Here is a 23557-nt window from a genome sequence, read left to right as displayed (position 1 = left end):
CAGTTACCGTAGTTCCAGTCGCAGCGTCGTCCGCCGAACTCCGGCCCTTTCGTCGGCGTCGAGACGCGCGAGCAGCGCGTCCACCCGCTCGTCGACGCCACCGTCGACCGCGAGCGTCGCGTCCGGATCGACGTCGAGCCACGGCACGAGCACGAAGGCCCGTTCGTGCGCGCGCGGGTGCGGCAGCGTCAACTCCGGATCGTCGCTGCTGATCCCGTCGCACGTCACGACGTCGACGTCCAACGTGCGTGGCCCCCAACGCTGCTCACGCACCCGGTCGGCGTCGGCCTCGAGCTGCTGGCCCCGACGCAACCAACCTCGGCAGTCGGTGCGGGGATCGTCGACGATCAGCGTCGCATTCAGGAAATCCTGTTGTTCGACACCGCCCCACGGCGCCGTCGCGTAGACCGGCGACACCGCGACGATCCACTCGCGGAGCCCGTCGACCACACCCTGCAGGTGCGCGAGGCTGTCCCCGATGTTGGAACCGATGGACAGCACCGCGCGGCTCACCCGGCGGCTCCCACCGCGGCCCGCGACCGCGTCGCGACCACCGCGACATCCGCGAACGTCAACGGAATAGGCGCCGACGGCTTGTGCAACACCACCTCGACGCGCCGCACCCGCGCGTCGCGCATGACGTCGTCGGCGATCTCCGCGGCCACCGTCTCGATCAAGTCGCGTGCCGGTCCCCCGACGATCGCGGCGGCGCGCTGCGCGAGCTCGCCGTAGTCGAAGGTGTCCTGCAGATCGTCCGACGCCGCGGCCGGCGCCAGATCCATCCACAGGGTCACGTCGACGAAGAAGTCCTGCCCGTCCCGCTTCTCGTGATCGAACACGCCGTGGTTGCCGCGGACCTTCAGTCCCCGCAACTCGATTCGATCGCCCGAGACACCATCGACGTCACTCACTGCCACCTCCTGGCACCGCACCACCGACAATCGGACTCTGGGATCCACGCGACCAGGCGCCCGCGACCGCGATCGCGTCGAGCGAGGCCTGCGCGTCGTGGACCCGCACTCCCCACGCGCCGTGCGTCGCCGCGAGCGCCGAGATCACCGCCGTCGCCACCTCGCGACCCGCCGGCGGCCGGACGGTGCCGTCCGCATCCGCGAGCAACGACCCGAGGAACCGCTTGCGCGACGCCCCGATGAGGACCGGGAATCCCAGCTCCACCAGCTCGGGCAGGCGGTGCAGCAGCTGCCAGTTGTGGTCCGGTCGCTTGACGAATCCGAGGCCCGGATCCAGCACCAGCGCCTTCGGGTCCACGCCGGCGGCGACCGCTGCGTCCACCTGGACCATCAGCTCGTCGCGGACGTCGCGGACCACGTCGTCGTAGTGCGTCGATCCGCCGGCGTGCACGAACCCGCCCGCGGGACGCCAGTGCATCAGGATCCACGGCACACCCGCGTCCGCGACCACCCGCGCCATGTCGGGGTCGGCGCGGCCACCGGAGACGTCGTTGACGATCGAGACGCCCGCCTCGATCGCCGCCTGCGCCACCGACGCGCGCATCGTGTCGACGCTGACCGTGACACCGGCCGCGGCGAGGTCCGCGATCACGGGCGCGACACGCGCCGCCTCGATGTCGGGATCGACCCGCGCGGCGCCGGGCCGGGTGGACTCGCCGCCGACGTCGACGACGTCGACCCCGAGCCGGTGCAGATTCAGGCCGTGCTCGACGGCCACTTCCCGGTCGAGAAATCGACCGCCGTCCGAGAACGAATCGGCGGTCACGTTGAGGACGCCCATCACGATGGGCCGGCCCGGGTTCGGTAACGCGATCACTTGCGGAGAATCAGATCCAGGGCCTCGGCACGGGACGCGGAGTTCGTCTGGAACAGGCCGCGCACCGCCGACGTCGTGGTGCTCGCGCCGGGCTTGCGAATTCCGCGCATCGCCATGCAGAGGTGCTCGGCCTCGACGACGACGATCGCGCCGCGCGGGTCGAGCTTGCGAACGAGTGCGTCGGCGATCTGACTCGTCAGACGCTCCTGCACCTGGGGGCGCTTGGCGTACAGGTCGACCAGTCGCGCCAGCTTCGACAGGCCGGTGACCCGGCCGGTCGGGCCGGGGATGTAACCGACGTGCGCCACGCCGTGGAACGAGACCAGGTGGTGCTCGCAGGTCGAGTACATCGGGATGTCACGGACGAGGACCATCTCCTGATGTCCCTCGTCGAACGTCGTGTTCAGGACGTCGTCCGGATCGGTGTACAGGCCCGCGAACACCTCGCGGTAGGCCCGTGCCACGCGAGCCGGGGTGTCGAGCAGTCCCGGGCGATCAGGGTCCTCGCCGACCGCGATCAGCAGCTCACGCACGGCGGCCTCGGCGCGTGCTTGATCGAACGGCCTTCCCGTCATGAGCGCGACCGACTCGCTCCCCAACTGATTCACCGACAACCGACCGCACCTCCAGTATCGGGGCTGAACGCCCAGGCCCACACCAGCACGGGTGAGCCTGGGCCAAGCCTAGTTGCGAGGGAACTACTGCGGGCCGCTCGGCCCCTCCCAGACCTGCGTCGGGCTGTCACCGTCAGACCGGTCGGTCCCATTATCGCCAGGTTGACGACCCAGTCCGCCGTCGGGGCCCATCGGCTGCTGCTGCTCCTGCGGCGGCTCCCACTGCGGATACGGCTGCCACCCACCCTGCTGGGCGGATCCGTGATCGGCCGGTTCCCGCGGCGGCCAGCCCGGCGCGGACCAGCCGGCCGGCGCTCCGTAGTCGGGGCGGGTGCCCTGCACCGGCGCGGACGGCTGCGGCGGACCCACCGGATGGGCGGGACGGCCGAACGACGGCTCGGGAGCACCGTGACCGTTCACCGGCGCGTTGTCACGCTGCGCGAACGTGGGCTGCGGCGCCCGGTGCGCCGGCTGCGCCGGCTCGGTCTCCGGCGGCCACGTCTCGCCCCGCTCGATCGCGAGCTCGCGCGGAGTCTTGATCGGCGGCTTGTCGGACGGGATGCGCTCGCCGAACACGTTGAACTCGGTGATCCGCGGACGCTTCTCGACCGTCGTGAAGATCTCCTCGAGGTCCTTGCGGGTCAGCGTCTCGCGCGCGAGCAGCTGACGCGCCAGCTCGTCGAGGACGTCGCGGTACTCGTTGAGGATGGCCCACGCCTCGGTGTGCGCGGCCTCGATCAGGTTGCGCACCTCCTCGTCGATCTCGCGGGCAACCTCGTGCGAGTAGTCGGAGTTCATCCCCATCGAGCGGCCCAGGAACGGGTCGCCCTGCTCCTGGCCGTACCGGACCGCGCCGAGCTTGGCGCTCATGCCGTACTCGGTCACCATCGCGCGGGCGATCTTGGTGGCCTGGTCGATGTCCGACGACGCACCGGTCGTCGGCTCGTGGAACACCAGTTCCTCGGCGGCGCGGCCGCCCATCGCCATGACCAGACGCGCGATCATCTCCGACCGCGTCATCAGACCCTTGTCGTCCTCGGGCACGGTCATCGCGTGACCACCGGTGCGGCCGCGGGCCAGGATCGTGACCTTGTAGATCGGTTCGATGTCCGGCATCGCCCACGCGGCGAGCGTGTGGCCACCCTCGTGGTACGCGGTGATCTTCTTCTCGTGCTCGGAGATGATCCGGCTCTTACGGCGCGGGCCGCCGATCACGCGGTCGACGGACTCCTCGAGCGCCGCCTCGGTGATCACGGTGCCGTTCTCGCGCGCCGTGAGCAGCGCGGCCTCGTTGATGACATTGGCCAGGTCCGCACCCGACATGCCGACGGTGCGCTTGGCCAGGCCCTCGAGGTCGGCGTTCTGGTCGAGCGGCTTGCCCTGCGAGTGCACCTTGAGGATGGCGCGACGACCCGCCAGGTCGGGGTTGCCGACGGGGATCTGACGGTCGAAGCGGCCCGGTCGCAGCAGCGCCGGATCGAGGATGTCGGGGCGGTTGGTCGCGGCGATCAGGATGATGCCGGTCCGGTCGCCGAAGCCGTCCATCTCGACGAGCAACTGGTTGAGCGTCTGCTCGCGCTCGTCGTGGCCGCCGCCGAGACCCGCACCGCGCTGACGACCGACGGCGTCGATCTCGTCGACGAAGATGATGCACGGGGCGTTCTGCTTGGCCTGCTCGAACAGGTCACGCACGCGCGAGGCGCCGACACCGACGAACATCTCGACGAAGTCCGAACCGGAGATCGTGAAGAACGGGACGCCGGCCTCACCGGCGACAGCACGCGCGAGCAGCGTCTTACCGGTGCCGGGCGGGCCGTACAGCAGCACGCCCTTCGGGATCTTGGCGCCCAGCGCCTGGTAGCGCGTCGGGTTCTGCAGGAAGTCCTTGATCTCGTAGAGTTCCTCGACCGCCTCGTCAGCGCCGGCGACGTCCGCGAACGTCGTCCGGGGCATGTCCTTGGACAGCTGCTTGGCCTTGGACTTCCCGAAGCCCATCATTCCGCCGCGTCCGCCACCCTGCATGCGGTTCATCACGAAGAAGAAGATGCCTAGCAGCAGCACCATCGGCAGCACGAACAGCAGGATCGACGTCAGCCAGCTCTCCTGGCTGACGCTGGTGTTGAACTCCTGCGCCCCGGAACCGGAGACCTTGTCGAAGATCTGCTCGGACGCCGCGCTCGGGTACTTGGCGATGATCTCGGTCTTGCCGTCGGTGGCGTCGTTGCCGCTCTTGAGCCACAGGCGCACCTGCTGTTCGCGGTCGTCGATCTGCGCCTTCTCGACGTTCTTGGAGTCGAGCTGCGAGATCGCCACCGAGGTGTCGACCGACTTGAACCCGCGCGTGTCGTTGCCGAAGTAGGTGAAGGCGTAGATCACCAACAGGACTCCGGCGACAATCGCCAGGTTGCGGAACACTGTCTTGCGGTTCATACAGGTTCGGCCACGGCGGCCGGTCCTTTCGGTAGTGCGGGCTACGCTCGGGCAGGTGCGTGTCACCGGTCCGGATCACCGGACAAGTGGACATTCCGGCTGTCCGGACACCTCAGATTACCGCGACGACAATGCTCGATGCCTGGTAGCAGCCAGCCACCCGGAGATTTTCCCTCGAAGTGGCGTCATTTGTTTTCAACGCGTGTCACCCCCGCTCAGGTTCCCGCTCGGGGCCGAAACAACGATCCGCAGGCCAGTTCGTGCCGCAACTCACACGGGAGCGTGCCGTCGCCACCCCTGTCGGCGCTCGAGTTCGGCGGCCACCGCGAGAACGGTCTGTTCGCCACCCGGCGGCGCGACGATCTGAACCGCCAGCGGAGTCCGCGACCCCGAGTGCATACCGACCGGCACGCTCGCGGCGGGCCAGCCGAGTACGTTCCACATCGCGCTGAACGGTGCGTATCGCACATTTGCGACGACGTTGGCGGCCCACGACTTCTCGCTCCACGCCAAGGCCTCGATCGGCGGTCGTGCGAGCGACGGGGTCAGTACGACGTCGAACTGCGAGAAGAAGCTGAGCATCCGCTGCTCGATCCGGGTCACCTGGGACTCCCGCAGCAGGCCCGCGCGTTCGATCGCGCGGCCGAGCGCGACGTGCCGGCGGGTGCGTGGCTGGAGCAACGCCGGATCCAGGTCCGCGGCGTCGTCGGCGGTGCCGGCCATCCAGCGCGCGAACGCGGCCGTCATGTTCGGCGGATACGGCACCCGGGTCGTGTCCGTGCGGTGCCCTGCACTCGCCAGCAGCGCCGCGGTCTTCTCGACGCCGGCCGCCCATTCGGGATCGACCCGCAGGATCCACGACGGCGGGTTGAGCGCGACGCCGATGCGTAGCGGCCGCGGCTCCGGGATCCGGCGGAGATCGGGATTGTCGGCGAGCACCGACAACATCAACGCGGCATCCTCGACGGTCGACGCGATCGGCCCGTTCTCCGCGAGCCCGAACCACGAGTGCGCACCCAGTTCCGACGGCACCACACCGCGGCTGGGCTTGATACCGAAGACGCCGCACGCGGCCGACGGGATCCGGATCGATCCCATCCCGTCGGCGGCCAGCGCGATCGGCACCATGCCGTCGGCGACGGCGGCCGCCGACCCCCCGGACGACCCGCCCGGGACGCGGTCCGGGTTCCACGGGTTGCGGGTGATCACGCCCGGCGAGTCCACGGCACCCCACACGCACAGTTCCGGCACCGCGGTCAGCCCCACCGGGATCGCGCCCGCCGCCCGAAGTCGCGCCACCGTGGGATGGTCGTGCGTCGACGGTGTGGGATCGGTCGCCACGGAGCCGTCGCGCATCGGTTCGCCCTGCACCTGGACGTTGTCCTTGATCGCGACCGGCACCCCGGCGAGGGGCAGGTCCGCGAGGTCGGGCCGCGACGCGAGCACCTCGGCGTCGGCACGGGCGCGTTCCCCGAGCACCCGCACGAACGCGCGGATCCGCGGGTCGCGGTGTTCGATCCGGCGCAGCGCATCGTCGACGGCGGCAACCGGCGACAGCGTCCCGTCGCGGACACGGGCGGCTATGGAAACGGCGGTGAACTCCGCGGTCGAGGGATCTCGCACCTGCCGAGTATGCCGCCGTCGGCGATATCATTTCGAGTACCCCGAGGGGTGAGTTTCCCCCGCCCCTGAAGCACTCCCCCATCTTCGGACGGTGACGAGTGATGGACGGTCGAGTCCGATCGACAGAATCCGATCCACCGGGTGGCGCCACGACGATCGACGGCGCACCGCTTGCGGATCCGGGCTCCCGGACGGTGTCGTTCCTGGCCGATGTCGTGGCCAGGTTCGCAGCCGAGTGGGAGACCGCCGGCGTGCCGCCAGACATCGAGTCGTTCCTGCCCGGTGGCCTTCGCGTCGGCGATGCGCTCCGCCGGGCGGCGATCGTCGAACTCGTGAAGGTCGATCTCGAGTACCGACTGCTGCACGCCGATCTACCCAAGCCGCTGGCGGAATACCGCGGGGAGTTCCCCGAACTGCAGTCGAAGCCGCTTCCTGTCGACCTCATCTACGAGGACTTCCACCTGCGGCGCCGCAGCGGTCGCGCCGTGGACGCGGCCGCCTACGTGCGCGAGTTCCCCGAGAACGCGGCGCAGGTGGCGGCCCTGCTCGACGGCCCCGCCGACTACCGCAGCACGTTGGTCGCGCAGCCGGGAGCGCAGCGGGCCCTCGACCAGGTGAAGGTCGGCGACCACATCGACGACTTCGACCTGCTCTCCGCGCTGGGCCGAGGATCGTTCGCCCGGGTGTTCCTCGCCCGACAGCGATCCCTGCAGCGGATCGTCGCGGTGAAGGTGTCCCACGACCACGGCACCGAACCCCAGACGCTGGCCCAGCTCGACCACGACTACATCGTCCGGGTGTTCGACCAGCGCCTCCTCGGGGATCGCGCGCTCAAGCTGCTGTACATGCAGTACGTGCCGGGCGGCACGCTGCTCGACGTCCTGCGGCGGGTCCGGGAGTACCCGCCCGATCCGGAACACCCGCGGACCGGGCGGCTGCTACTCGAGTCGGTCGACGACGTTCTCGAGCGGAAGGGTGAGATCCGGTCGAGCGACTCGAGCGTCCGCGACGAGATCGCGGCACTCAGCTGGCCGGAGGCGGTCGCGTGGCTGGGCCGACGCCTCGCCGACGCCCTCGACTACGCGTACGCGCACGGGGTGCTGCACCGCGACATCAAGCCCGCGAACGTGCTGCTGACGTCGGAGGGTGTGCCGAAGCTGGCGGACTTCAACATCAGTTTCAGCGACCGCGTCGCCGGGACCAGCCCGGTCGCGTACTTCGGCGGGTCCCTGGCGTACATGTCGCCCGAGCAGCTCGAGGCCTGCCACCCGGATCTGCCCGGAACGGCCACGGACCTGGACGCCCGCAGCGACATCTACGCACTCGGGGTGATGTTGTGGGAGCTGCTGACCGGTCGGCGGCCGTTCGCCGACGAGCGCGACGCCGGCGAGTCGGCGACATCGCTCGAGCGGATGCTGGCACTGCGCCGCCGCGAGATCGACCCCAGCTTCCAGGACGAGCTGCCCGACGACTGCCCGGCGGCGCTGCGCCGCGTCCTGCTGACGTGCCTGGCGCCGGATCCCGCGGACCGCTGGTCGACGGGCGCGGAACTGGCGCAGCAGTTCGACCTGTGCCTGGACGCCCGGGCGCGTGACCTCGTCGACCCGCCGCCGAACAGCTGGCGGTACCGGCTGCGGCCGTGGATGGTGCCGATCGTCGCGCTGGGCGTGGGCGTGCCGAACGTGCTGGCGGCGATCTACAACTACCACCACAACCAGACGCTGATCATCGACGAGCTCTCTCCGCAGGCCCAGCAGCGGTTCGGAGAGATATCGCAGGTCATCAACAGCATCGTGTTCCCGCTCGGGTTCCTGCTGATCGTGTACCTGTGCCGGCACGTGATCTCGGTGCCCCGAGGTCTACGCAAAGGCCGGAGCTACGACGCGGCCGCCCTCGCCCGGGCGCGCGCCGACACCCTGCTGATGGGCGACCGGATCGTCGCGGTGGTGTTCGCGTTGTGGCTCGTGGCGGGCATCGCGTTCCCGGTCGCGTTGCAGATCGCCGCGGGCGGGCTACCGCACGGCGCCTACGTGCACTTCCTGGGATCGCAGATCGTGTGCGGCGCGGTCGCGGTCGCGTATCCGTTCTTCCTGGTGACGTTCTATGCGGTGCGCTGCCTGTACCCGTCACTGCTGCCGCACGGCATCACCAGCAGCAGCGACGAGCGGCGGCTACGTGGGCTCGACCGCCGCAGCACCCTGTACCTCGCGGTGGCCGCGTCGGTGCCGCTGGTCGGGGTCGCCGGGGTGACGTTCCTGTCGCCCGACGAGATCTCCCTCGTCGTCTACGCGGTGCGGGTGCTGTGCGTGGGCGGCGTGGTCGCGTTCGTGCTCGTGTACTGGCTGTTCCGCCTGCTCGAGGAGGATCTGCGGGCGCTCGAACGCGTGGTGTCGCAGGGGAACTATCCGCCGTACACCTTGGGGTCCAGGGTGCCGATGTAGGGCAGGTCGCGGTAGCGCTCGGCGTAGTCGAGTCCGTAGCCGACGACGAACTCGTTGGGGATGTCGAAGCCGACGTGCGCGACCTCGACGTCGACCTTGACCGCCTCGGGCTTACGCAGCAGCGTGACGACCTCGAGCGACGCCGGGTTGCGGGTCTTGAGGTTGCGCATCAGCCACGACAGCGTCAGACCGGAGTCGATGATGTCCTCGACGATCAGCACGTGGCGGCCGGCGATGTCCTTGTCGAGGTCCTTGAGGATGCGCACGACGCCGGACGACGACGTCGACGAGCCGTACGAGCTGACGGCCATGAACTCCATCTGGGTGGGGATGGGCAGGGCCCGCGCGAAGTCGGTCATGAAGAAGATCGCGCCTTTGAGCACGCCGACCAGCAGCAGGTCGCCCTCGGGCGCCCCGGCCGGATAGCGCTCGGCGACGGCCGCGGCCAGTTCCGCCGTCCGCTCCTTGATCTGCTCCTCGGAGATCAGTACCGATGCGATGTCGCCCTCGTACACGGAGCATTCCCTTCAGTCGTTCACGAACCCCGTCGACAGCCTGCCACGCCGCCGAAATGCAACCAACCTGACTCCCGGTCTACCGCCACCGACGGCGACCCCACCCTGCCCGCGCCACCGCCCGATCAGCTCGTCGACGGCCCGTAACTGCCTGTCGGTCAATGCCTTCGCGCCGCGCCCGAGCAGCCACAATCGCAGGACCCGACGCCGCACCCCGACGGGAACCGACTCCAGGTGCTCGACGACCAGGTCGTCGCCGTCCCGCGCCGACGCCAGCGTCCGACCGGCGAGTGTGTCGAGGACCTCACCGTCCTCGCGGAGCTGTTCGGCGGTGCGGGCGAGGGCAGCGGCGACGCCGCCGCCGAGGGTGTCCTCGAGCAGCGGCAGTACCTCGGTGCGCAGCCGCACGCGGGTGAAGCCGGGGTCGGAGTTGTGCGGATCCTCGTGCGGTCGGATCCCGAGTTCGGTACAGGCGTGACGGGTGATCGCCCGGCGCACCCCGAGCAGCGGTCGACCCCACGGGGCGTCGTACTCGGCCATGCCCCGGATCGACCGGCCACCCGATCCGCGGGCCAGCCCCAGCAGCACCGTCTCGGCCTGGTCGTCGAGGGTGTGCCCGAGCAGGACCGGATGCCCGTCGCGACCGGCGTCGAGGGCGGCGTACCGGGCGGCGCGGGCGGCGGCCTCGAGCCCGCCGGGTCCGGCGACGTCGACCGGCACGACGTCGGCACGGGCGCACCCCAGGTCCAGGGCGCGGGACGCGGCGACAGCGGCCACCTCCGCCGAGCCGGCCTGCAACCGGTGGTCGACGACGAGCGCGCGCACCGACGGCGCCTCCGCGACGGCGGCCGCCGTGAGGGCGAGGGAGTCGGCCCCGCCGGAGAGCGCGACCACCACTGCACCGGCGGGCTCGTGGCGCGACAGCCAGGCGCGGACCGCGTGCCGCACCTCGAGGATCGCGGGCTCCTCGGGCAGCAGCCTCACCCGAGCACCCGGGCGATCCAGGCGTCGGGGTTCTCGATCTCGTCGAGGGTGGGCATGGTGTCGGGCCCGGTCCAGATCGTGTTGAACCGGTCCATCCCGACCCGATCGACGACCGCGTCGACGAAACGCTTGCCGCGCACGTACTGCGCCATCTTGGCGTCCATACCCAGCAGCGCGCGCACGAGACGCTGCACGGGATTGGTCTGGCGTCGGCGCCGCGCGTCGAACGCCTTGCGGATGCGCACGACCGACGGCACGACCTCCGGCCCGACGGCGTCCATCACGTGGTCGGCGTGGCCCTCGAGGACGGTGCCGAGCACGAGCATGCGGTCGAGCGCCCGGCGCTGCGGTTCGGCCTGGGTGGCGCGCACGAGTCCGACGATGCCGCGCTGGTCGACGGGCAGTTCCTCGCCGCGGCGGCGTTCGCGCAGGGCGGTGGACAGCCGCGAGACGACCTCCGACATCGGTTCCTCGGACGCCTCGCCGAGCGTCGCGACAGCGTCGCGCATGTAGTCCGCCATCCACGGGGCGGACGAGAACTGCACACGGTGGGTGACCTCGTGCAGGCACACCCACAGCCGGAAGTCGCTGGGCGGCACCCTCAGCGTGCGTTCCACCTGGAGCACGTTGGGCGCCACGAGCAGCAGCGTGCCGTGTTCGCCGCTGAACGGGTCGTACTGGCCGAGGATCGCCGACGACAGGTACGCGAGCATCGCGCCGGCCTGCACGCCGCCCGGCTTGCCGGCCAGGAGGGAACCCTGCGCGGCGTCGACGTCGGATCCGGTGAGCTGTGCCATCGAGTGGGCCGCCGCCCGGATCCAGCCGACCCGGTCCACCACCTGCGCGGACGGGATCGGCAGCCCGTCGGCGAGGCCGGTGACGTCGCGGACAGGTCCCTCGGCGCGGATCGACGCACTCTCGAGTTCGGCGACCACGGCCTGCGCGGTGTACCGCGAGGTCGAGGGCCCCGCCGGAGCCAGACGCGCGCCCGTGCGCGCGGCCAGACCCCAGTCCACCGCGCCTGCGAATCCGCTCTCCGACTCCGTCACCTCACGGCTCACTTCCTCCGAGACTCACCTGCACCCGCACGTCCGCAGCACCGCGGCGACCGCGTCCAGCGCCGGACGGCTCTCCTCCGGCAGGCGATCGTTCGACATCAGCGTGAATGTCAGCACACGGCCGTCCACGTCGACGACATATCCGGTCAACACACTGGCGACCGACAGCGTTCCCGTCTTGGCCCGCACCCAGCCGGCGCCGATCCGGTCACCCGACGCGTATCGATCGGACAGGGTGCCGGTGGCGCCCGCGACGGGCAGGTCGTCGAGCATCGGCCGCAGTTGCGGCTTCACATCGCCCGCCGCCGCGGTCAGGACGTCGTTCAGCAGTCGGGCCGGGATGCGGTCGTCGACGGAGAGGCCGCTGCCGTCGTGCAGGGTGAGCCCGTCGGTCTTGAATCCGGCGTCGTAGAGCGCCCGGCCGACGGACTCGGTGGCACCTGCGAACGACCGTTCGGCGTTCTTCGCGGCGGCGATCTCACGCGCGATCGCCTCGGCGAGCACGTTGTCGGACTTACGCATCATCTGGCCGAGCCGGTCGCGCAGCGGCGCGGACAGCACGCTCGCGACGGGCGCGGCACCGGATTCGGCCTTGCCGAGCGTCACCCGGGCCGGGTCGACACCGAGGGCCTCGGCGAGGACGCGTCCGGCGTCGAGCGCGGGGGTGGCGCTGCGCGGCGAATCGTCGCCGAACGGGTCGATCCGGGCGCCGTCGATCATGACCGGCTCGGTGGGCGCGATGTAGCCGGCGGCGATGTCGGCGGGCATCCAGCCGTCCGCCATCGGCGGGCCGGTGTACGCGCTGGTGTCGACGACGATGCTGTCCACCTGGGCGCCGGCGCGGCGGATCTGTTCGACGAGGTCGGCGATGCGCGGCGAGCCCGGGTAGTAGCTCGGCTGCCCGGCCGGCTGCGCGGTGAGCGTCGGATCGCCGTCGCCGACCAGCACCAGCTCACCGGGGCGCGATCCCTGCACCACCTGGGTGGCGACGCGGTGATCGGCGGGCAGGGTCAGCAGCGCGGCGGCGGCGGTGAGGATCTTGGTCGTCGACGCCGGGGTCATCGGCGCGTCGGGGTTCTGACTCCACAGCACCGCGCCAGTCTGGGCGTCGGCCACCGACCCGGTGAACGCGCCGAGCGCCGGGTTCGACACGACCGGCCCGAGGGCCGCGGCCAGGCCCTGGGAGGTAGGCACGAGGGCGTCGTCGGGCACCGACGACACCTGGGGTGTGGCGGTGATCGGGGACGGCTCCGGCGAGGTCGCGGCGGTGTCCTGCGCGGCGGTCGCGGTCCCCCGCTGCACCAGCACGATCGTGGTGCCCGCTGCGGCCAGCACGAGGACGGCGGCGAGCGACATCAGCATCCGGACATTGCGGCGTCGGCGTCCGGCCAGAATGCCGATCTTCTTCTTTCCCTCGCCCGCCAACTTCCCTCCGAATCGCACAGCAATCTCATTCCGCGGACTTCGCGGACCGCTCAGACAGTTTCGCGCGAGGGCCGGGGAAGTGCCCGGCACCTGCATCACACAGTATCTCCGACCCGCTACCCTTTTCCCGAACCGTCTACCCAGGCGGGCGAGGCAGACAGCCAGTAGACCCAGACAGTGAGGACAAGACGTGGAGTTCGACGTCACCATCGAAATCCCCAAGGGCCAGCGCAACAAGTACGAGGTCGATCACGAGACCGGCCGCGTGAAGCTGGACCGCTACCTCTACACCTCCTTCGGGTACCCGGCAGACTACGGCTACATCGAGAACACCCTCGGTGAGGACGGCGATCCGCTGGACGCGATGGTGCTGCTGCCCGAGTCGGTGTTCCCCGGTGTCATCGTCGAGGCCCGCCCGGTCGGCATGTTCAAGATGGTCGACGAGGCCGGCGGCGACGACAAGGTGCTGTGCGTTCCCGCGGGCGACCCGCGCTGGGATCACATCCAGGATCTCGCGGACGTCGCGCAGTTCGAGCTGGACGCGATCAAGCACTTCTTCGTGCACTACAAGGATCTCGAGCCGAACAAGCACGTCACCGGCGCCGACTGGGTCGGTCGCGCGGAGGCCGAGAAGGTCATCGCGGAGGCCGTCGAGCGCCTGAAGGCCAACGGCGGGCACTGACACTCTCCTCCGGTGATGGGGTGGGATCGCGATGGCGGTCCCACCCCATCACTGGTTTCGGGGCCTGTCGTATGGCCCCACTACGATTCGCCGGGTGACCGGTTACGACGATCCCGAGATGTTCGGCGGCCTCGACGCCGCCACCCTGCCGCTCCGCCAGCAGCGGATCCTGGTGACCATCCGGGACTGGGTGGCCGCCAACGGATGCCCGCCGAGCACCCGACAGATCGGTGACGCGGTGGGCCTGCGTTCGACGTCGTCGGTGTCGAAGCATCTGAAGAGCTTGGAGGAGAAGGGCTTTCTGCGCCGAGGCAGCGCCATGGCACGCCAGTTGGACGTGCGCCCGTTCCTCGCGGGTTCGGCGCCGGGTCGCTCGTCGGAGAACACGGTGACGGTGCCGGTCGTCGGTGACATCGCCGCGGGCGCACCGATTCTCGCCGAGGAGCACGCCGACGAGATGCTGTCGCTACCGCGTGAGCTCGTCGGCTCGGGCACCGTGTTCGCGCTGCGGGTGCGCGGCGAGTCGATGGTCGACGCCGCGATCTGCGACGGCGACACCGTCGTGGTGCGCCGCCAGGACGAGGCCCATTCCGGTGAGATCGTCGCCGCGATGATCGACGGCGAGGCCACGGTGAAGGTGCTGCGCCGACGGAACGGCCACGTCTACCTCGAGCCCCGGAACCCCGCCTACGCGGTCATCGACGGCGACGAGGCCGTAATCCTCGGCAAGGTGGTGTCGGTGATGCGGCGGATCTGATCCCGCGCGCACTCGGACGAAGATCTTTCACGTCGCGTCGGTTTCCCGGCTCGCTCATCGACCGCCGGGCCGGCATCTGGTCAGGTGTCGGCACCGTGCCACGGCGCGGCGACATCACGGCGGAGCGGCCGGTCATTGGCGTGGGCTCGACCGGCCCCTTCCCCCGTGTTGCCTTGTTCCCGTTGCGCTTCCTGATGCACCGGCCAGGGTCGGATCAGAGCGACACAACGGTCTCGATCGGCGGCGCCGACACGTGCGGGGTCGCGGTGCTGAGCCAGAACCGGACCCGCCCGAGCCCCGATCCGACGGATGCAGCGTTCCCGGAGGTCTGATAGACGCGGTTCTCCCGGCTGTCCATCGGATACACGGTGCGACTGCCGGTGGCGCCGGTGTCGAGGTTCTCCCAGTGCACTGTCACCGCGATCATGCATGGGGTCACCTGATGGGTCAGGTCCGGGCCGTAGAACTCCGGGGACAGCAGGATGTAGGCCTCGGCGCCCGGCCATCCACTTGTCAGTCCCACGGTCATCGGGATACGGACGATGCCGCACTGGCCGATGTCGTCCGACAGCGCCCACGTGTCCAGGGCCCGCACCGGCACCGGTGCCGCGCCTGCCGTTCCTGAGCCGAGCATCGTCGTTGCGGCCAGTGCGGCAGCGGCGATCGCGATGCGTCCCCCGATGAGCTTCCTCATGCTGTTCCTCCCCCATTCCGCTGCTGTGCAGCGTGACTGATCCTCACGGTCCGGATCGTGTTGGAAGGACCCTTTCGTTACCTTCGCCACGAAAAGGACCGGCGCGTTCGGCCGCCTCTGGCGATAGGCGCAATTGGGCACGGCACGAATCGTGGTCCGCCGCCGGGTAGCCCACACCCCGAGCTCGAGCCCTCCTGGGGAATCACTGACCGAATACCAGCGGTGGCTCAGCGAAGGCCGCCAAGACGATGCTCAGCCCGGGACACAGTCCGCAATATGTGACCTGCATCACGCCTTGTCACATAATGTGGACCCATCTCGTCCTCCTTGCGACAGCGAAAAACGCATCGGGAGGAAACACCATGAACGCTCGTCTCGACTTCTACAGCAACGACACCGCCCTCAAGTTCGCCAAGTACATCAACTCGGCCGGCAAGGTGATCAGTGACTCCACGTTGCCCGCCGCGATCCAGGAATTGGTCAAGATCCGCGCCAGCCAGATCAACGGGTGCGGCTTCTGCACCGACATGCACACCAAGGATGCCGCGCACGCGGGCGAGACCTCGGTGCGGCTGAACCTGGTTGCGACCTGGCGGGAGGCCACCGTGTTCACCGACGCCGAGCGTGCCGCGCTGGAGCTCGCCGAGCAGGGCACTCGCATCGCCGACGCCGCGGGCGGCGTTCCGGACGAGGTGTGGGCCAACGCCGCCAAGCACTTCGACGACGACCAGCTCGCGGCGCTGATCGGACTGGTCGCCCTGATCAACACCTACAATCGGATGAATGTCATCGCGGCCACCCCGGCAGGCAGCTACACCCCCGGCCAGTTCGGCTGAGATGTCCGCCGCGACAGTGTTCGACGACCTACGGCCACGCCTCATCGGCGTGGCCTACGGCCTGCTCGGCAGCGTGACCGAGGCCGAGGATGTGGTGCAGGACGCGTGGATTCGCCTGCAACGCAGCGATCTTGCCGAGATCGACGACCTCACCGGGTGGCTGGTCACAACCACCTCACGGCTCGCGCTGGACGTTCTGCGTTCGGCGCGCAACCGCCGCGAAAGCTATGTCGGCCCCTGGCTGCCGGAGCCGGTGGAGACCGCCCCCGACCCGGCCGACTCCGTCAGTCTGGCGGACTCGATTTCGTGGGCAATGCTGGTCGTTCTGGAAACCCTGGCGCCGGCCGAACGAGCGGCATTCGTTCTGCACGATTTGTTCGGGCTGTCGTTCACGGAGATCGGCACGGCATTGGCTCGCAACCCTGCCGCCTGTCGCAAACTCGCGTCCCGCGCCCGCGAACACATCGAGTCCCGCAAGCCGAGGTTCGACGTGGACCCCACCCTGCACCGCAACGTCGTCAGCGCCTTCGCCGACGCTGCGACCTCCGGGGATCTCCAGGGGCTGCTGGGCATCCTCGACCCGGACGCCGTGCTCACCGCCGACGGCGGCGGCATCGTCCGTGCGGCACTCCAACCGATCCTCGGTGCCGACGCCATCGCCGCATTCCTGACCGCCGTCGCGAGCCAGGGACCACGCAAGACCATGCGCGCCGCCGTGGTCAACCACAACCCGGCGCTGCTCGTGTTCGTCGGCGACAGCCTGGACGGCGTGGTCGCCCTCGGCATCACCGACAATCGCGTCACCTCGATCGATTTCGTCCGCAACCCGCACAAGCTGAACCGCATCGGCCATCTCGATCGTTGACCGCAGATTTCGTGGCTCTACCGGCGGTCAGCGGTCAACCGTCGAACGAAAAGCGATAGACCCTGGACTCGCGGGCCTGGAAGCCGAGTTGCTCATACAGCCGATTGGCTGCCGCACGATCCGGTCGGGAGGTGAGATCCACCGTCCGGGCGGACGCCTCTCGGGCGATCCGCAGGGCCTCCTGGGTGAGGAGTCGAGCGACTCCCTGGCCTCGCGCCGCACCGTCGACGACCACGTCCTCGATACGGGCCCTCACACCGGACGGCAGGGGTAGCAGCACCAGAGTCAGGGTGCCGACGATCGCATCAGGCGTTCGGGCGACGAGCACCGTGTTGGCATCGCAGGTCACCATCCGGTCGATCGCTTGGTAGTCGAGGGGCTTGGCGGTCGAAGACAACTGCGGTAGCAACCTGCTGAACGCATCGACGAGGCCCTGACTCGCCTCCCGGATGATCTCGACTCGGATTTCCATGTGCGGGAGCTTATCCGGCGTCAGCCGCCCGTCTCACGGAACCGAAATTCGCAGGCTGCGTTGGCCGGCTACCGCGATGCGGCCCTCGCGCCGACGGCAGAAGGCGGAGCCCACACCGGGCTCCGCCTTCTGCACCGTGGTCGGCTACGCCTACGACCCGGATCCGGTCGAGCCGCTGGAACCGCTGGAGCCACTGGAGCCCAGCGATCCGCTCGAGCCACTGGAACCACTGGAACCACTCGAGCCGAGCGACCCGGAGGAGCCCAAGGAACCCTGTCCGCCGCCTTCCAGCAGGGGCAGGAAGGTGTCGGCGATTACCTGGTGCCCCGTCGGGTTGGCGTGGATGTCTTGGTACTGCGTGCACATCCACGTCCACTCGCAGATCCGTCCCACGTTCTTCGGCAGCGTGCCGAAACCGGGAACGTCGACCGGGGTGAAGTCGTTGTTCGAGAACGCTGTCAGCACATCCGCCGTCTTCCAGTCGGCCGACGAGTTGGCAGTCGTGATCGTGGCGCTGAACAGATTGTTCAACGCGGCGGTCCCGGCCGCCACCACACGGGTCAGTCCGCCCTTGAGCCAGCCGGCCAACGCCGGGTCGTAGTAATTCATGCCGACATATCGCGGTTCGTTCCCGCCGGCGTCACGCAGCTGACTGTTGATCTTGGTGAGATTCTGTTCCACCGTGGCGAGCGCCTGCGTAATGCAGCCCACGTCCGGAACACCGGACGAGCCGAGGGATCCGGAGCCGCCCGACAGGCAGTGGTACACGTCGTTCGCGCCGATGTCCTCGGTCACGTACTTGACCTTGCCTTTGTGCGCCTCGAGGAACTTCGTGGCGGCGTCGAGTTGCGACGTCGCACCCGGATAGGTGCATTTGCCGCCGTTGATCATCGTTGCCGTTGTCTCGCCGTCACATCCCAGGTTGACGAACTCCAGATTCGGATCCGACGCCTTCAGCGCGGCGTAGATGTCGTTGGTGTAGGAGACCGGCTCGTCGTGCCCCGTGTTCGGTTGATACCCCGCCGCCAACGAATCACCCAGTGCCAGATAGTAGGTGGCACCTCCACCGGGATCCGCCGCAGCAACTGCCGGCAGTCCGACAACCCCGATCGTCACCGCCGCGGCAACCACCGCGGACCGCAGTACCTTCAAACGCATGTCGACCCCCTCATCGCGAACCGATTGGGCCTCTGGGGCTGAACTCCCCAGTGGCATTGGGTGATTCCCCGACAGCGTCGACCTCCATTACGGTCGGCACACGAAACCGTAACAGCCACAAGGAACAATCGTCCGGCTAAGTCCGGAAAGAGAGAAACGCCCGGACACCTGGTCGGTTCGGCCAGCAGACTCGCCAATCGTTTGATCCGTCGTCGAACAAAGCAGCCGCGAAGGAGAATTCGGGGAGTAGAAAGGGAGTATGGGAAGACAGGCGACCGTCGTGCTCTACGTGCTCACGCTCGTAGCCGTCGTGGTTGCGGTGGACATCCTGTTCTTCAGGAACCATTTCTGGGCGCGGCTGATGGTGAATGTCGGAATCGTCCTGGTGTTCACGGCGTTCTATGTCAGGTTCCGGCAGGGTTCATAACCGTGGCACGTGCCGGCGTGTGTTCAGCCGACGCCGGATCCAGCGTCGTCGATGCCCGACTTCTTGCGCAACGGCACTTCCCGCCAGATCAGGATCAGCACGAGCGCGGCGACGGCCAGCACCACGATCGGCGGGTAGACGGCCTCGAACGCGGTCGCGAAGCCGTTCTTGAACGGCGCCGCGAGCGTCGCGTCGAGCTGCTGGATGAACGAGGTATCCCCCAGCGCGGCCCGCGCCGCGGCCGGGTCGCCGCTCGCCAGCGAGCGGGAGACCCCCGCCTCCACCGGGTTCGGACTGTTCATGCCGGCGGCGATGGCCTGCCGGAATTCCGGTGACTGCGCCGCCTCCTGCAGTTGGCTGCTGATCGCTGGGGCCAGCTGCGAGAACAGGATGGACAGGAACAGCGCGACGCCCATCGTGCCGCCGATCTGGCGGAAGAACGTCGCGGCGGCCGTCGACACTCCCATGTCCTTGGGTGGCAACGCGTTCTGGATCGCCAGCGTCAACGGCTGCAGGAGGTTTCCGAGCCCCAGGCCGAGCACGAAGATGAAGACCATGAACACAGGCAGGCTGGTCTCGGCGGTCACCGAGTGCAGCAGCAGCGCGGCGAGCGCGATCAACACCGCGCCGAGGACCGTGAAGATCCGGTAGCGGCCGGTCTTCGCGATCAACTGCCCCGACAGCACCGACGCGATCGCGATGCCCAGCACCGCCGGCAGCATCTGGAAGCCGGCCGTCGTCGGGGTCGACCCCTTCACCACCTGCAGGTACTGCGGGATCACGGTGATGGCGCCGAACATGACGGCGCCGACGAGGAAGCTGATGAGCACGCCCAGCGCGAACGTCTGGTTGCGGAAGAAGTGCAGCGGAAACAGCGCGGAGTCCCCCATGGCGTACTCGACCGCGACGAACCCGAGGATGCCCACGACACCGATCGCGTAGCAGGTCAGCGCCTGCGGACTGCTCCATCCCCAGTCGCGGCCCTGCTCCGCGACCACCAGCAGCGGCACCAGTCCGATCGCCAGGACGAGGGCGCCCCACCAGTCGATCCGCATCGGCCGGTGCACCGGTGGCAGGTGCAGCACCCGCCACACGACGGCCAGCGCCACCAAGCCGATCGGCACGTTCACCAGGAACACCCACCGCCAACCGGCGATCCCGAGGATCGATTCCTGCCCGGACAGCACACCGCCGATGACGGGTCCGAGCACGCTCGACGTGCCGAACACGGCGAGGAAGTAGCCCTGGTAGCGGGCGCGTTCACGCGGCGGGACGATGTCGCCGATGATCGCCAGCGCCAGCGAGAACAGGCCGCCGGCACCGAGGCCCTGGACGGCCCGGAACACGGCGAGCATGTACATCGACTGCGCAAAGGTGCACAGGATCGAGCCGAGGACGAACAGCACGATCGCGGCCATGAAGAACGACTTGCGGCCGTAGATGTCCGACAGCTTGCCGTACAGCGGGGTGACGAGCGTCGCGGTGATCAGGTACGCGGTGGTCACCCACGCCTGCAGCGAGTACCCGTTGAGGTCGTCGGCGATCGTCCGCATCGCGGTCGCGACCACGGTCTGGTCGAGGGCCGCGAGGAACATCCCGAGCAGCAGGCCACTGAGGATCGCCAGGATCTGGCGATGCGTGAACGTGGCCTGCGGCCCGGGCGCGACGGCAGCGTCGAAGTCCCGGTCGGCGCCTCGCGCTTCCTCGGTCATCTCGACACCTCACCGTCGCCGTCAGGTCGTCGGTCAGCGCCCCTTGAACTCGGGCGGACGCTTCTGGAACACCGCCGTGATGGCCTCGGTGAGGTCCTCCGACGGCAGGAAGGCCGCGTTCCAGGCGGCCACGTAACGCAGGCTGTCGTTCACCGCCGCAGAGCGGCCGTGGTCGAGCACGTCCTTGATGCCGTGCACCACGAGCGGCGGGTTCGCGGCGATCTCGGCAGCGGTCGCGTGAGCCGCTGCGAGCACCGCGTCGGTGTCCTCGAACACGTCGTTGACCAGTCCGATCTTCTCGGCGCGGGCGGCGTCGATGTCCTTGCCGGTCAGCGCGAGCTCGCGCAGGTGCCCGTCGCCGATGATCGCGGGCAGGCGCGCGAAGCTGCCCATGTCCGCGACGATCGCGACCTTGACCTCGCGGATGCTGAACTTCGCGTCGGCGCTCGCGTAGCGGATGTCGGCGGCGGAGATCAGGTCGACGCCGCCGCCGATGCACCAGCCCTGGATGGCCGCGACGACCGGCTTGCGGCAGTCGGCGACCGCGTTGATGCCGGACTGCATGCGCTTGATCAGTTCGTGGAAGTCGGTTCGCGGGCCGGCCTGCGCCTTGTCGGCGAGGACCGCCCCGAATCCACCGCTCATCGCCGGCAGGTCGAGTCCGAAGGAGAAGTGTTTGCCCGATCCGGCGAGCACGACGGCACGAATTTCGGGGTCGGCGTCGAGTGCGGCGAACACGCCGGGGAGCTCGTCCCAGAAGTCCGGCCCCATCGCGTTGCCCTTGCCGGGGCCGATCAGGGTGACCTGCGCGACGTGGTCCTTGCGCTCGACTGTGAACGCCTTCCAGCTCTGCATTTCCGTCATTACTCGAGAGTAACCTTTGCTGCCGTCGCGCACATCGGGTCAGGGGGCAACCGGGTAGTGGCTGGTGATGGCGACCCGGTTCCACGCGTTCATCACGACCGCGAGCCAGCTGACCGCCGACGCCTGCTGATCCGTCAGGGATCCGTCGTCCCAGGTGCGCGACTCCGGTACCGACAGTCTGGTGACCTGCTCCGCCAGCGCCAGGGCTGCGCGCTCCTGCGAGGTGAAGTACTGGGACTCCCACCAGGCCGCCAGGACGGTCAGTCGGTCGCTGGTCTCGCCCTTCGCGATCGCGTCGCGGGTGTGCAGACGCAGGCAGAACGCGCACCCGTTGAGCTGCGAGATCCGGATCTTGACCAGCTCGCCCAGGAGCGGGTCCAGTCCGGACGCTCCGATCGCCGCATCGCCCTCCGCACTGAAGGCCATCAGCTGCTTGTAGATGCCGGGGTGCTGCTTGCTGAGGTTCACGGAGCTCATGCGGATTCCTTCCGGGACGTCATTCGCGATGTCTGACGATGTTCAGAATGTTGCCGTCCGGCGCTCGGACGAAGAACCGGCGCACGCCCCACGGTTCGGTCGTCAGCGGATACACGATCTCGTAGCCGAGCTCTCGAGCCTCCGAGTAGGCGGCGTCGACATCGTCGACGTGTACCGACACCACGGCGTCGTCGGGCGCCGACGCATCGCGAGTGACGAGCTGGACGTGCGCGCCGGTCTCGGGTGCCGTCAAGCGCGCCACCCAGCCCATGTCGAACTCCTCGGTACTCAACCCGAGGTAGTCGGCGTAGAAGCGTTTGGCCGCCTCGACGTCGGAGACGCGAAGGTTGGCGGTGATGCGCATGACCCGCATGTCGTCCTCCTGCCCCACCGGTTCGACGGATGCCTGAAATCCTCCCAGCCCGAGGTGAACCAGGTGCCGAGTCCGGCGAAGAACTTTCTCCCGATTTCCGCGGTAACTCGTTAAATGTGTGCAAACTCCACGCCGACCGGCCGGTTTCAGGCAACGACAGGCGCATGATCGAGTCATCCGCTCGTGTCGAGCGGGCACGTCCGCGACAGCGAGCGGAGGTTGGTCGTGCTGCTGCACCAGGGAATCGGCCTGGACCGGTTCAACGAGTTGCCACACCGCCGCGCGGTGTACGCCCTGTTCGAGTGCTGCAGCTGCGTGGGCTGGTCGGCCCGCCTGGCCGACGGTCGCTCGTACGCGACGCACGCGGCGCTGCTGTCCCGCGCGGACGAGGAGCTGGACGCGCTGCCGGAATCGGAGATCGACCAGGTCCTGCAGGGGCATCCGCGGATCGGGGCGCGGGCGCGCAGCCTGCCGTCCTCGCGGGAGCAGTGCGCGGTGTGGGTCGACGACGCCGCGGTGATGCGCACGCTCGGTGAGGCCGCCGCCGCGTACGAGGAGCGCTTCGGGTTCCGCTACGTGTGGTGCTCGGACGGGCGCGACGGCCGGTCGTTGCTCGCCGATCTCACCGCTCGGATGGGCAACGACCTCGACCGCGAGCGCCGCGTCCGCACGTCGGAACTCGTGAAGATCACGCGCACCCGACTGGAGCGAATGCTGGGCCCGGAGGGCGGTTTTCCCGCTTACTGAGCTTCGGCGGCGCGCCGCTGGGCGCGCGCGACGGCACCGGCGAAGAGTGCCGTGACGGCCGCCCCCATCGCCTGCTCGTTCACATCCTCGGGATCGACGGTGTGCTCGAGCACGAGACCGGAGATCAACGCCGTCAGCGACAGCGCGGTGGTGCGGACGTCGATGTCCACTCCCCACTCACGGGCACGCTCCCCGATCAACTCGACGAGTTTGCTTCGCAGGTAGCGCCGTTCGCGGAGGTATGCCTGCTTGATGTGCGGATCCCGCACCGCTTGGACCCCGAATTCGAGAACGAGCAGCGACCACTCGGAGTCCGCCGTGAGGGCCGACGCCACCGCGGCCCCGCCCTTGCCCACCGCGTCGGCCAGTTCGAGCCCTGCGACCTCAGCCAGCACCCGGCCGGCGAGGTCGAGGGAACGCTGTGCGAACAGTTCCGCGAACAGGTCCTGCTTGGACTCGAAGTTCGAGTACACCGCGCCCTTGGTGAATCCGGCACGGCGAGCGATCTCGGCGAGGCGAGCGCCCGCGAACCCCCGTTCGGCGAACTCCTCCGCGGCCGCCTCCAGGATGCGGGCACGCACCACGTCCCGGGCCGGACGCGCCGACACGATCACA

25 protein-coding genes are annotated in these 23557 nt (G+C 69.1%); 7 read left to right on the top strand and 18 right to left on the bottom strand.

All coding sequences use genetic code 11. The features are described 5' to 3' along the window. Positions 1–3: 3 nt before the first annotated feature. The 6 genes from folK to ACQ5DX_RS00200 form a co-directional block, all read right to left on the bottom strand. Positions 4–513 carry a 2-amino-4-hydroxy-6-hydroxymethyldihydropteridine diphosphokinase gene (gene folK, locus ACQ5DX_RS00225; protein WP_430330693.1) on the bottom strand — a complete coding sequence of 170 codons (510 nt, stop codon included), beginning with the start codon at positions 511–513 and terminating at the stop codon, positions 4–6. After that, a complete protein-coding gene (gene folB, locus ACQ5DX_RS00220) occupies positions 510–911 on the bottom strand; it encodes a dihydroneopterin aldolase (protein WP_430330692.1) in 402 nt (133 codons plus the stop codon). The genes folK and folB overlap by 4 nt, the downstream gene beginning before the upstream one ends. Beyond that, positions 904–1752, bottom strand: coding sequence for a dihydropteroate synthase (gene folP / locus ACQ5DX_RS00215; protein WP_430335505.1), 849 nt, complete (start codon positions 1750–1752; stop codon positions 904–906). The genes folB and folP overlap by 8 nt, the downstream gene beginning before the upstream one ends. Before the next feature lie 32 nt (positions 1753–1784). Next, the gene (gene folE / locus ACQ5DX_RS00210) at positions 1785–2402 is read right to left on the bottom strand and encodes a GTP cyclohydrolase I FolE (RefSeq protein ID WP_430330691.1); all 618 of its coding nucleotides are present in this window, start codon (positions 2400–2402) and stop codon (positions 1785–1787) included. Positions 2403–2486: 84 nt separating this feature from the next. Further along, entirely contained in the window at positions 2487–4832 is a 2346-nt protein-coding gene (gene ftsH, locus ACQ5DX_RS00205) for an ATP-dependent zinc metalloprotease FtsH (RefSeq protein WP_430330690.1), read from the bottom strand. A 270-nt stretch (positions 4833–5102) separates the two neighbouring features. Beyond that, positions 5103–6455, bottom strand: a complete 1353-nt coding sequence (locus ACQ5DX_RS00200) for an amidase (RefSeq protein WP_430330689.1) — start codon at positions 6453–6455, stop codon at positions 5103–5105. Positions 6456–6556: 101 nt separating this feature from the next. Between ACQ5DX_RS00200 and ACQ5DX_RS00195 the strand changes: the two genes are divergently transcribed. Further along, positions 6557–8896, top strand: a complete 2340-nt coding sequence (locus ACQ5DX_RS00195) for a serine/threonine-protein kinase (protein WP_430330688.1) — start codon at positions 6557–6559, stop codon at positions 8894–8896. Here the strand turns inward: ACQ5DX_RS00195 and hpt are convergent. The 4 genes from hpt to dacB are packed head-to-tail and all read right to left on the bottom strand — an operon-like array spanning position 8857 to position 12878. Further along, positions 8857–9411, bottom strand: a complete 555-nt coding sequence (gene hpt / locus ACQ5DX_RS00190) for a hypoxanthine phosphoribosyltransferase (RefSeq protein WP_430330687.1) — start codon at positions 9409–9411, stop codon at positions 8857–8859. The two genes, ACQ5DX_RS00195 and hpt, sit on opposite strands and share 40 nt — an antisense overlap. Before the next feature lie 12 nt (positions 9412–9423). Continuing rightward, complete coding sequence (gene tilS / locus ACQ5DX_RS00185) at positions 9424–10395, bottom strand: tRNA lysidine(34) synthetase TilS (RefSeq protein WP_430330686.1); 972 nt, start codon at positions 10393–10395, stop codon at positions 9424–9426. Further along, positions 10392–11444: a zinc-dependent metalloprotease gene (locus ACQ5DX_RS00180; protein WP_430330685.1), complete on the bottom strand. Its 1053-nt coding sequence runs from the start codon at positions 11442–11444 to the stop codon at positions 10392–10394. The genes tilS and ACQ5DX_RS00180 overlap by 4 nt, the downstream gene beginning before the upstream one ends. 24 nt (positions 11445–11468) lie before the next feature. Then, on the bottom strand, positions 11469–12878 hold the full coding sequence (dacB, locus tag ACQ5DX_RS00175) for a D-alanyl-D-alanine carboxypeptidase/D-alanyl-D-alanine endopeptidase (RefSeq protein ID WP_430330684.1): 1410 nt from the start codon (positions 12876–12878) through the stop codon (positions 11469–11471). Positions 12879–13068: 190 nt separating this feature from the next. On the opposite strand from dacB, the gene ACQ5DX_RS00170 reads away from it, so the two are divergent. Next, positions 13069–13560: an inorganic diphosphatase gene (locus ACQ5DX_RS00170; RefSeq protein WP_114723448.1), complete on the top strand. Its 492-nt coding sequence runs from the start codon at positions 13069–13071 to the stop codon at positions 13558–13560. 94 nt (positions 13561–13654) lie between these two features. Continuing rightward, positions 13655–14317 carry a transcriptional repressor LexA gene (gene lexA / locus ACQ5DX_RS00165; RefSeq protein WP_430330683.1) on the top strand — a complete coding sequence of 221 codons (663 nt, stop codon included), beginning with the start codon at positions 13655–13657 and terminating at the stop codon, positions 14315–14317. A gap of 214 nt (positions 14318–14531) precedes the next feature. Here lexA and ACQ5DX_RS00160 read toward each other — a convergent pair whose 3' ends face one another. Beyond that, a complete protein-coding gene (locus tag ACQ5DX_RS00160; RefSeq protein WP_430330682.1) occupies positions 14532–15011 on the bottom strand; it encodes a hypothetical protein in 480 nt (159 codons plus the stop codon). Positions 15012–15373: 362 nt separating this feature from the next. Here ACQ5DX_RS00160 and ACQ5DX_RS00155 point away from each other — a divergent pair, with 362 nt between their 5' ends. Next, entirely contained in the window at positions 15374–15847 is a 474-nt protein-coding gene (locus tag ACQ5DX_RS00155; protein ID WP_430330681.1) for a carboxymuconolactone decarboxylase family protein, read from the top strand. Between the two features lies 1 nt (position 15848). After that, positions 15849–16712: an RNA polymerase sigma factor SigJ gene (gene sigJ, locus ACQ5DX_RS00150; protein ID WP_430330680.1), complete on the top strand. Its 864-nt coding sequence runs from the start codon at positions 15849–15851 to the stop codon at positions 16710–16712. 34 nt (positions 16713–16746) lie between these two features. On the opposite strand, the gene ACQ5DX_RS00145 is transcribed toward sigJ, so the two are convergent. Both ACQ5DX_RS00145 and ACQ5DX_RS00140 read right to left on the bottom strand, forming a co-directional pair. Further along, positions 16747–17184 (bottom strand): GNAT family N-acetyltransferase, encoded by a 438-nt coding sequence (locus tag ACQ5DX_RS00145; protein ID WP_430330679.1) that lies wholly within the window; start codon positions 17182–17184, stop codon positions 16747–16749. Between the two features lie 150 nt (positions 17185–17334). After that, complete coding sequence (locus ACQ5DX_RS00140) at positions 17335–18342, bottom strand: SGNH/GDSL hydrolase family protein (RefSeq protein WP_430330678.1); 1008 nt, start codon at positions 18340–18342, stop codon at positions 17335–17337. A 259-nt stretch (positions 18343–18601) separates the two neighbouring features. Between ACQ5DX_RS00140 and ACQ5DX_RS00135 the strand changes: the two genes are divergently transcribed. Further along, a complete protein-coding gene (locus ACQ5DX_RS00135) occupies positions 18602–18769 on the top strand; it encodes a hypothetical protein (RefSeq protein ID WP_430330677.1) in 168 nt (55 codons plus the stop codon). 23 nt (positions 18770–18792) lie between these two features. Here the strand turns inward: ACQ5DX_RS00135 and ACQ5DX_RS00130 are convergent, their stop codons facing one another. From ACQ5DX_RS00130 to ACQ5DX_RS00115, 4 genes are read right to left on the bottom strand one after another with little or no spacing between them, the layout of a single operon-like run. Then, complete coding sequence (locus ACQ5DX_RS00130; RefSeq protein ID WP_430330676.1) at positions 18793–20481, bottom strand: MDR family MFS transporter; 1689 nt, start codon at positions 20479–20481, stop codon at positions 18793–18795. A gap of 33 nt (positions 20482–20514) precedes the next feature. After that, positions 20515–21345 carry a crotonase/enoyl-CoA hydratase family protein gene (locus ACQ5DX_RS00125; protein WP_430330675.1) on the bottom strand — a complete coding sequence of 277 codons (831 nt, stop codon included), beginning with the start codon at positions 21343–21345 and terminating at the stop codon, positions 20515–20517. Between the two features lie 39 nt (positions 21346–21384). Then, complete coding sequence (locus tag ACQ5DX_RS00120; protein WP_430330674.1) at positions 21385–21822, bottom strand: carboxymuconolactone decarboxylase family protein; 438 nt, start codon at positions 21820–21822, stop codon at positions 21385–21387. A gap of 19 nt (positions 21823–21841) precedes the next feature. Beyond that, on the bottom strand, positions 21842–22195 hold the full coding sequence (locus ACQ5DX_RS00115; RefSeq protein WP_430330673.1) for a VOC family protein: 354 nt from the start codon (positions 22193–22195) through the stop codon (positions 21842–21844). Positions 22196–22420: 225 nt separating this feature from the next. On the opposite strand from ACQ5DX_RS00115, the gene ACQ5DX_RS00110 reads away from it, so the two are divergent. Beyond that, positions 22421–22942 (top strand): 2-oxo-4-hydroxy-4-carboxy-5-ureidoimidazoline decarboxylase, encoded by a 522-nt coding sequence (locus tag ACQ5DX_RS00110; RefSeq protein ID WP_430335504.1) that lies wholly within the window; start codon positions 22421–22423, stop codon positions 22940–22942. On the opposite strand, the gene ACQ5DX_RS00105 is transcribed toward ACQ5DX_RS00110, so the two are convergent. Next, complete coding sequence (locus tag ACQ5DX_RS00105) at positions 22936–23523, bottom strand: TetR/AcrR family transcriptional regulator (RefSeq protein ID WP_430335503.1); 588 nt, start codon at positions 23521–23523, stop codon at positions 22936–22938. The genes ACQ5DX_RS00110 and ACQ5DX_RS00105 overlap by 7 nt on opposite strands. Between the last annotated feature and the right edge of the window lie 34 nt (positions 23524–23557).

It is taken from the genome of Rhodococcus sp. ACT016, from assembly GCF_050477185.1.
In the GTDB taxonomy this organism is placed as follows: Bacteria; Actinomycetota; Actinomycetes; order Mycobacteriales; family Mycobacteriaceae; genus Prescottella.
The sequence above is the reverse complement of the archived record's forward strand: the minus strand, read 5'-3'. Positions and strand labels throughout refer to the sequence as shown.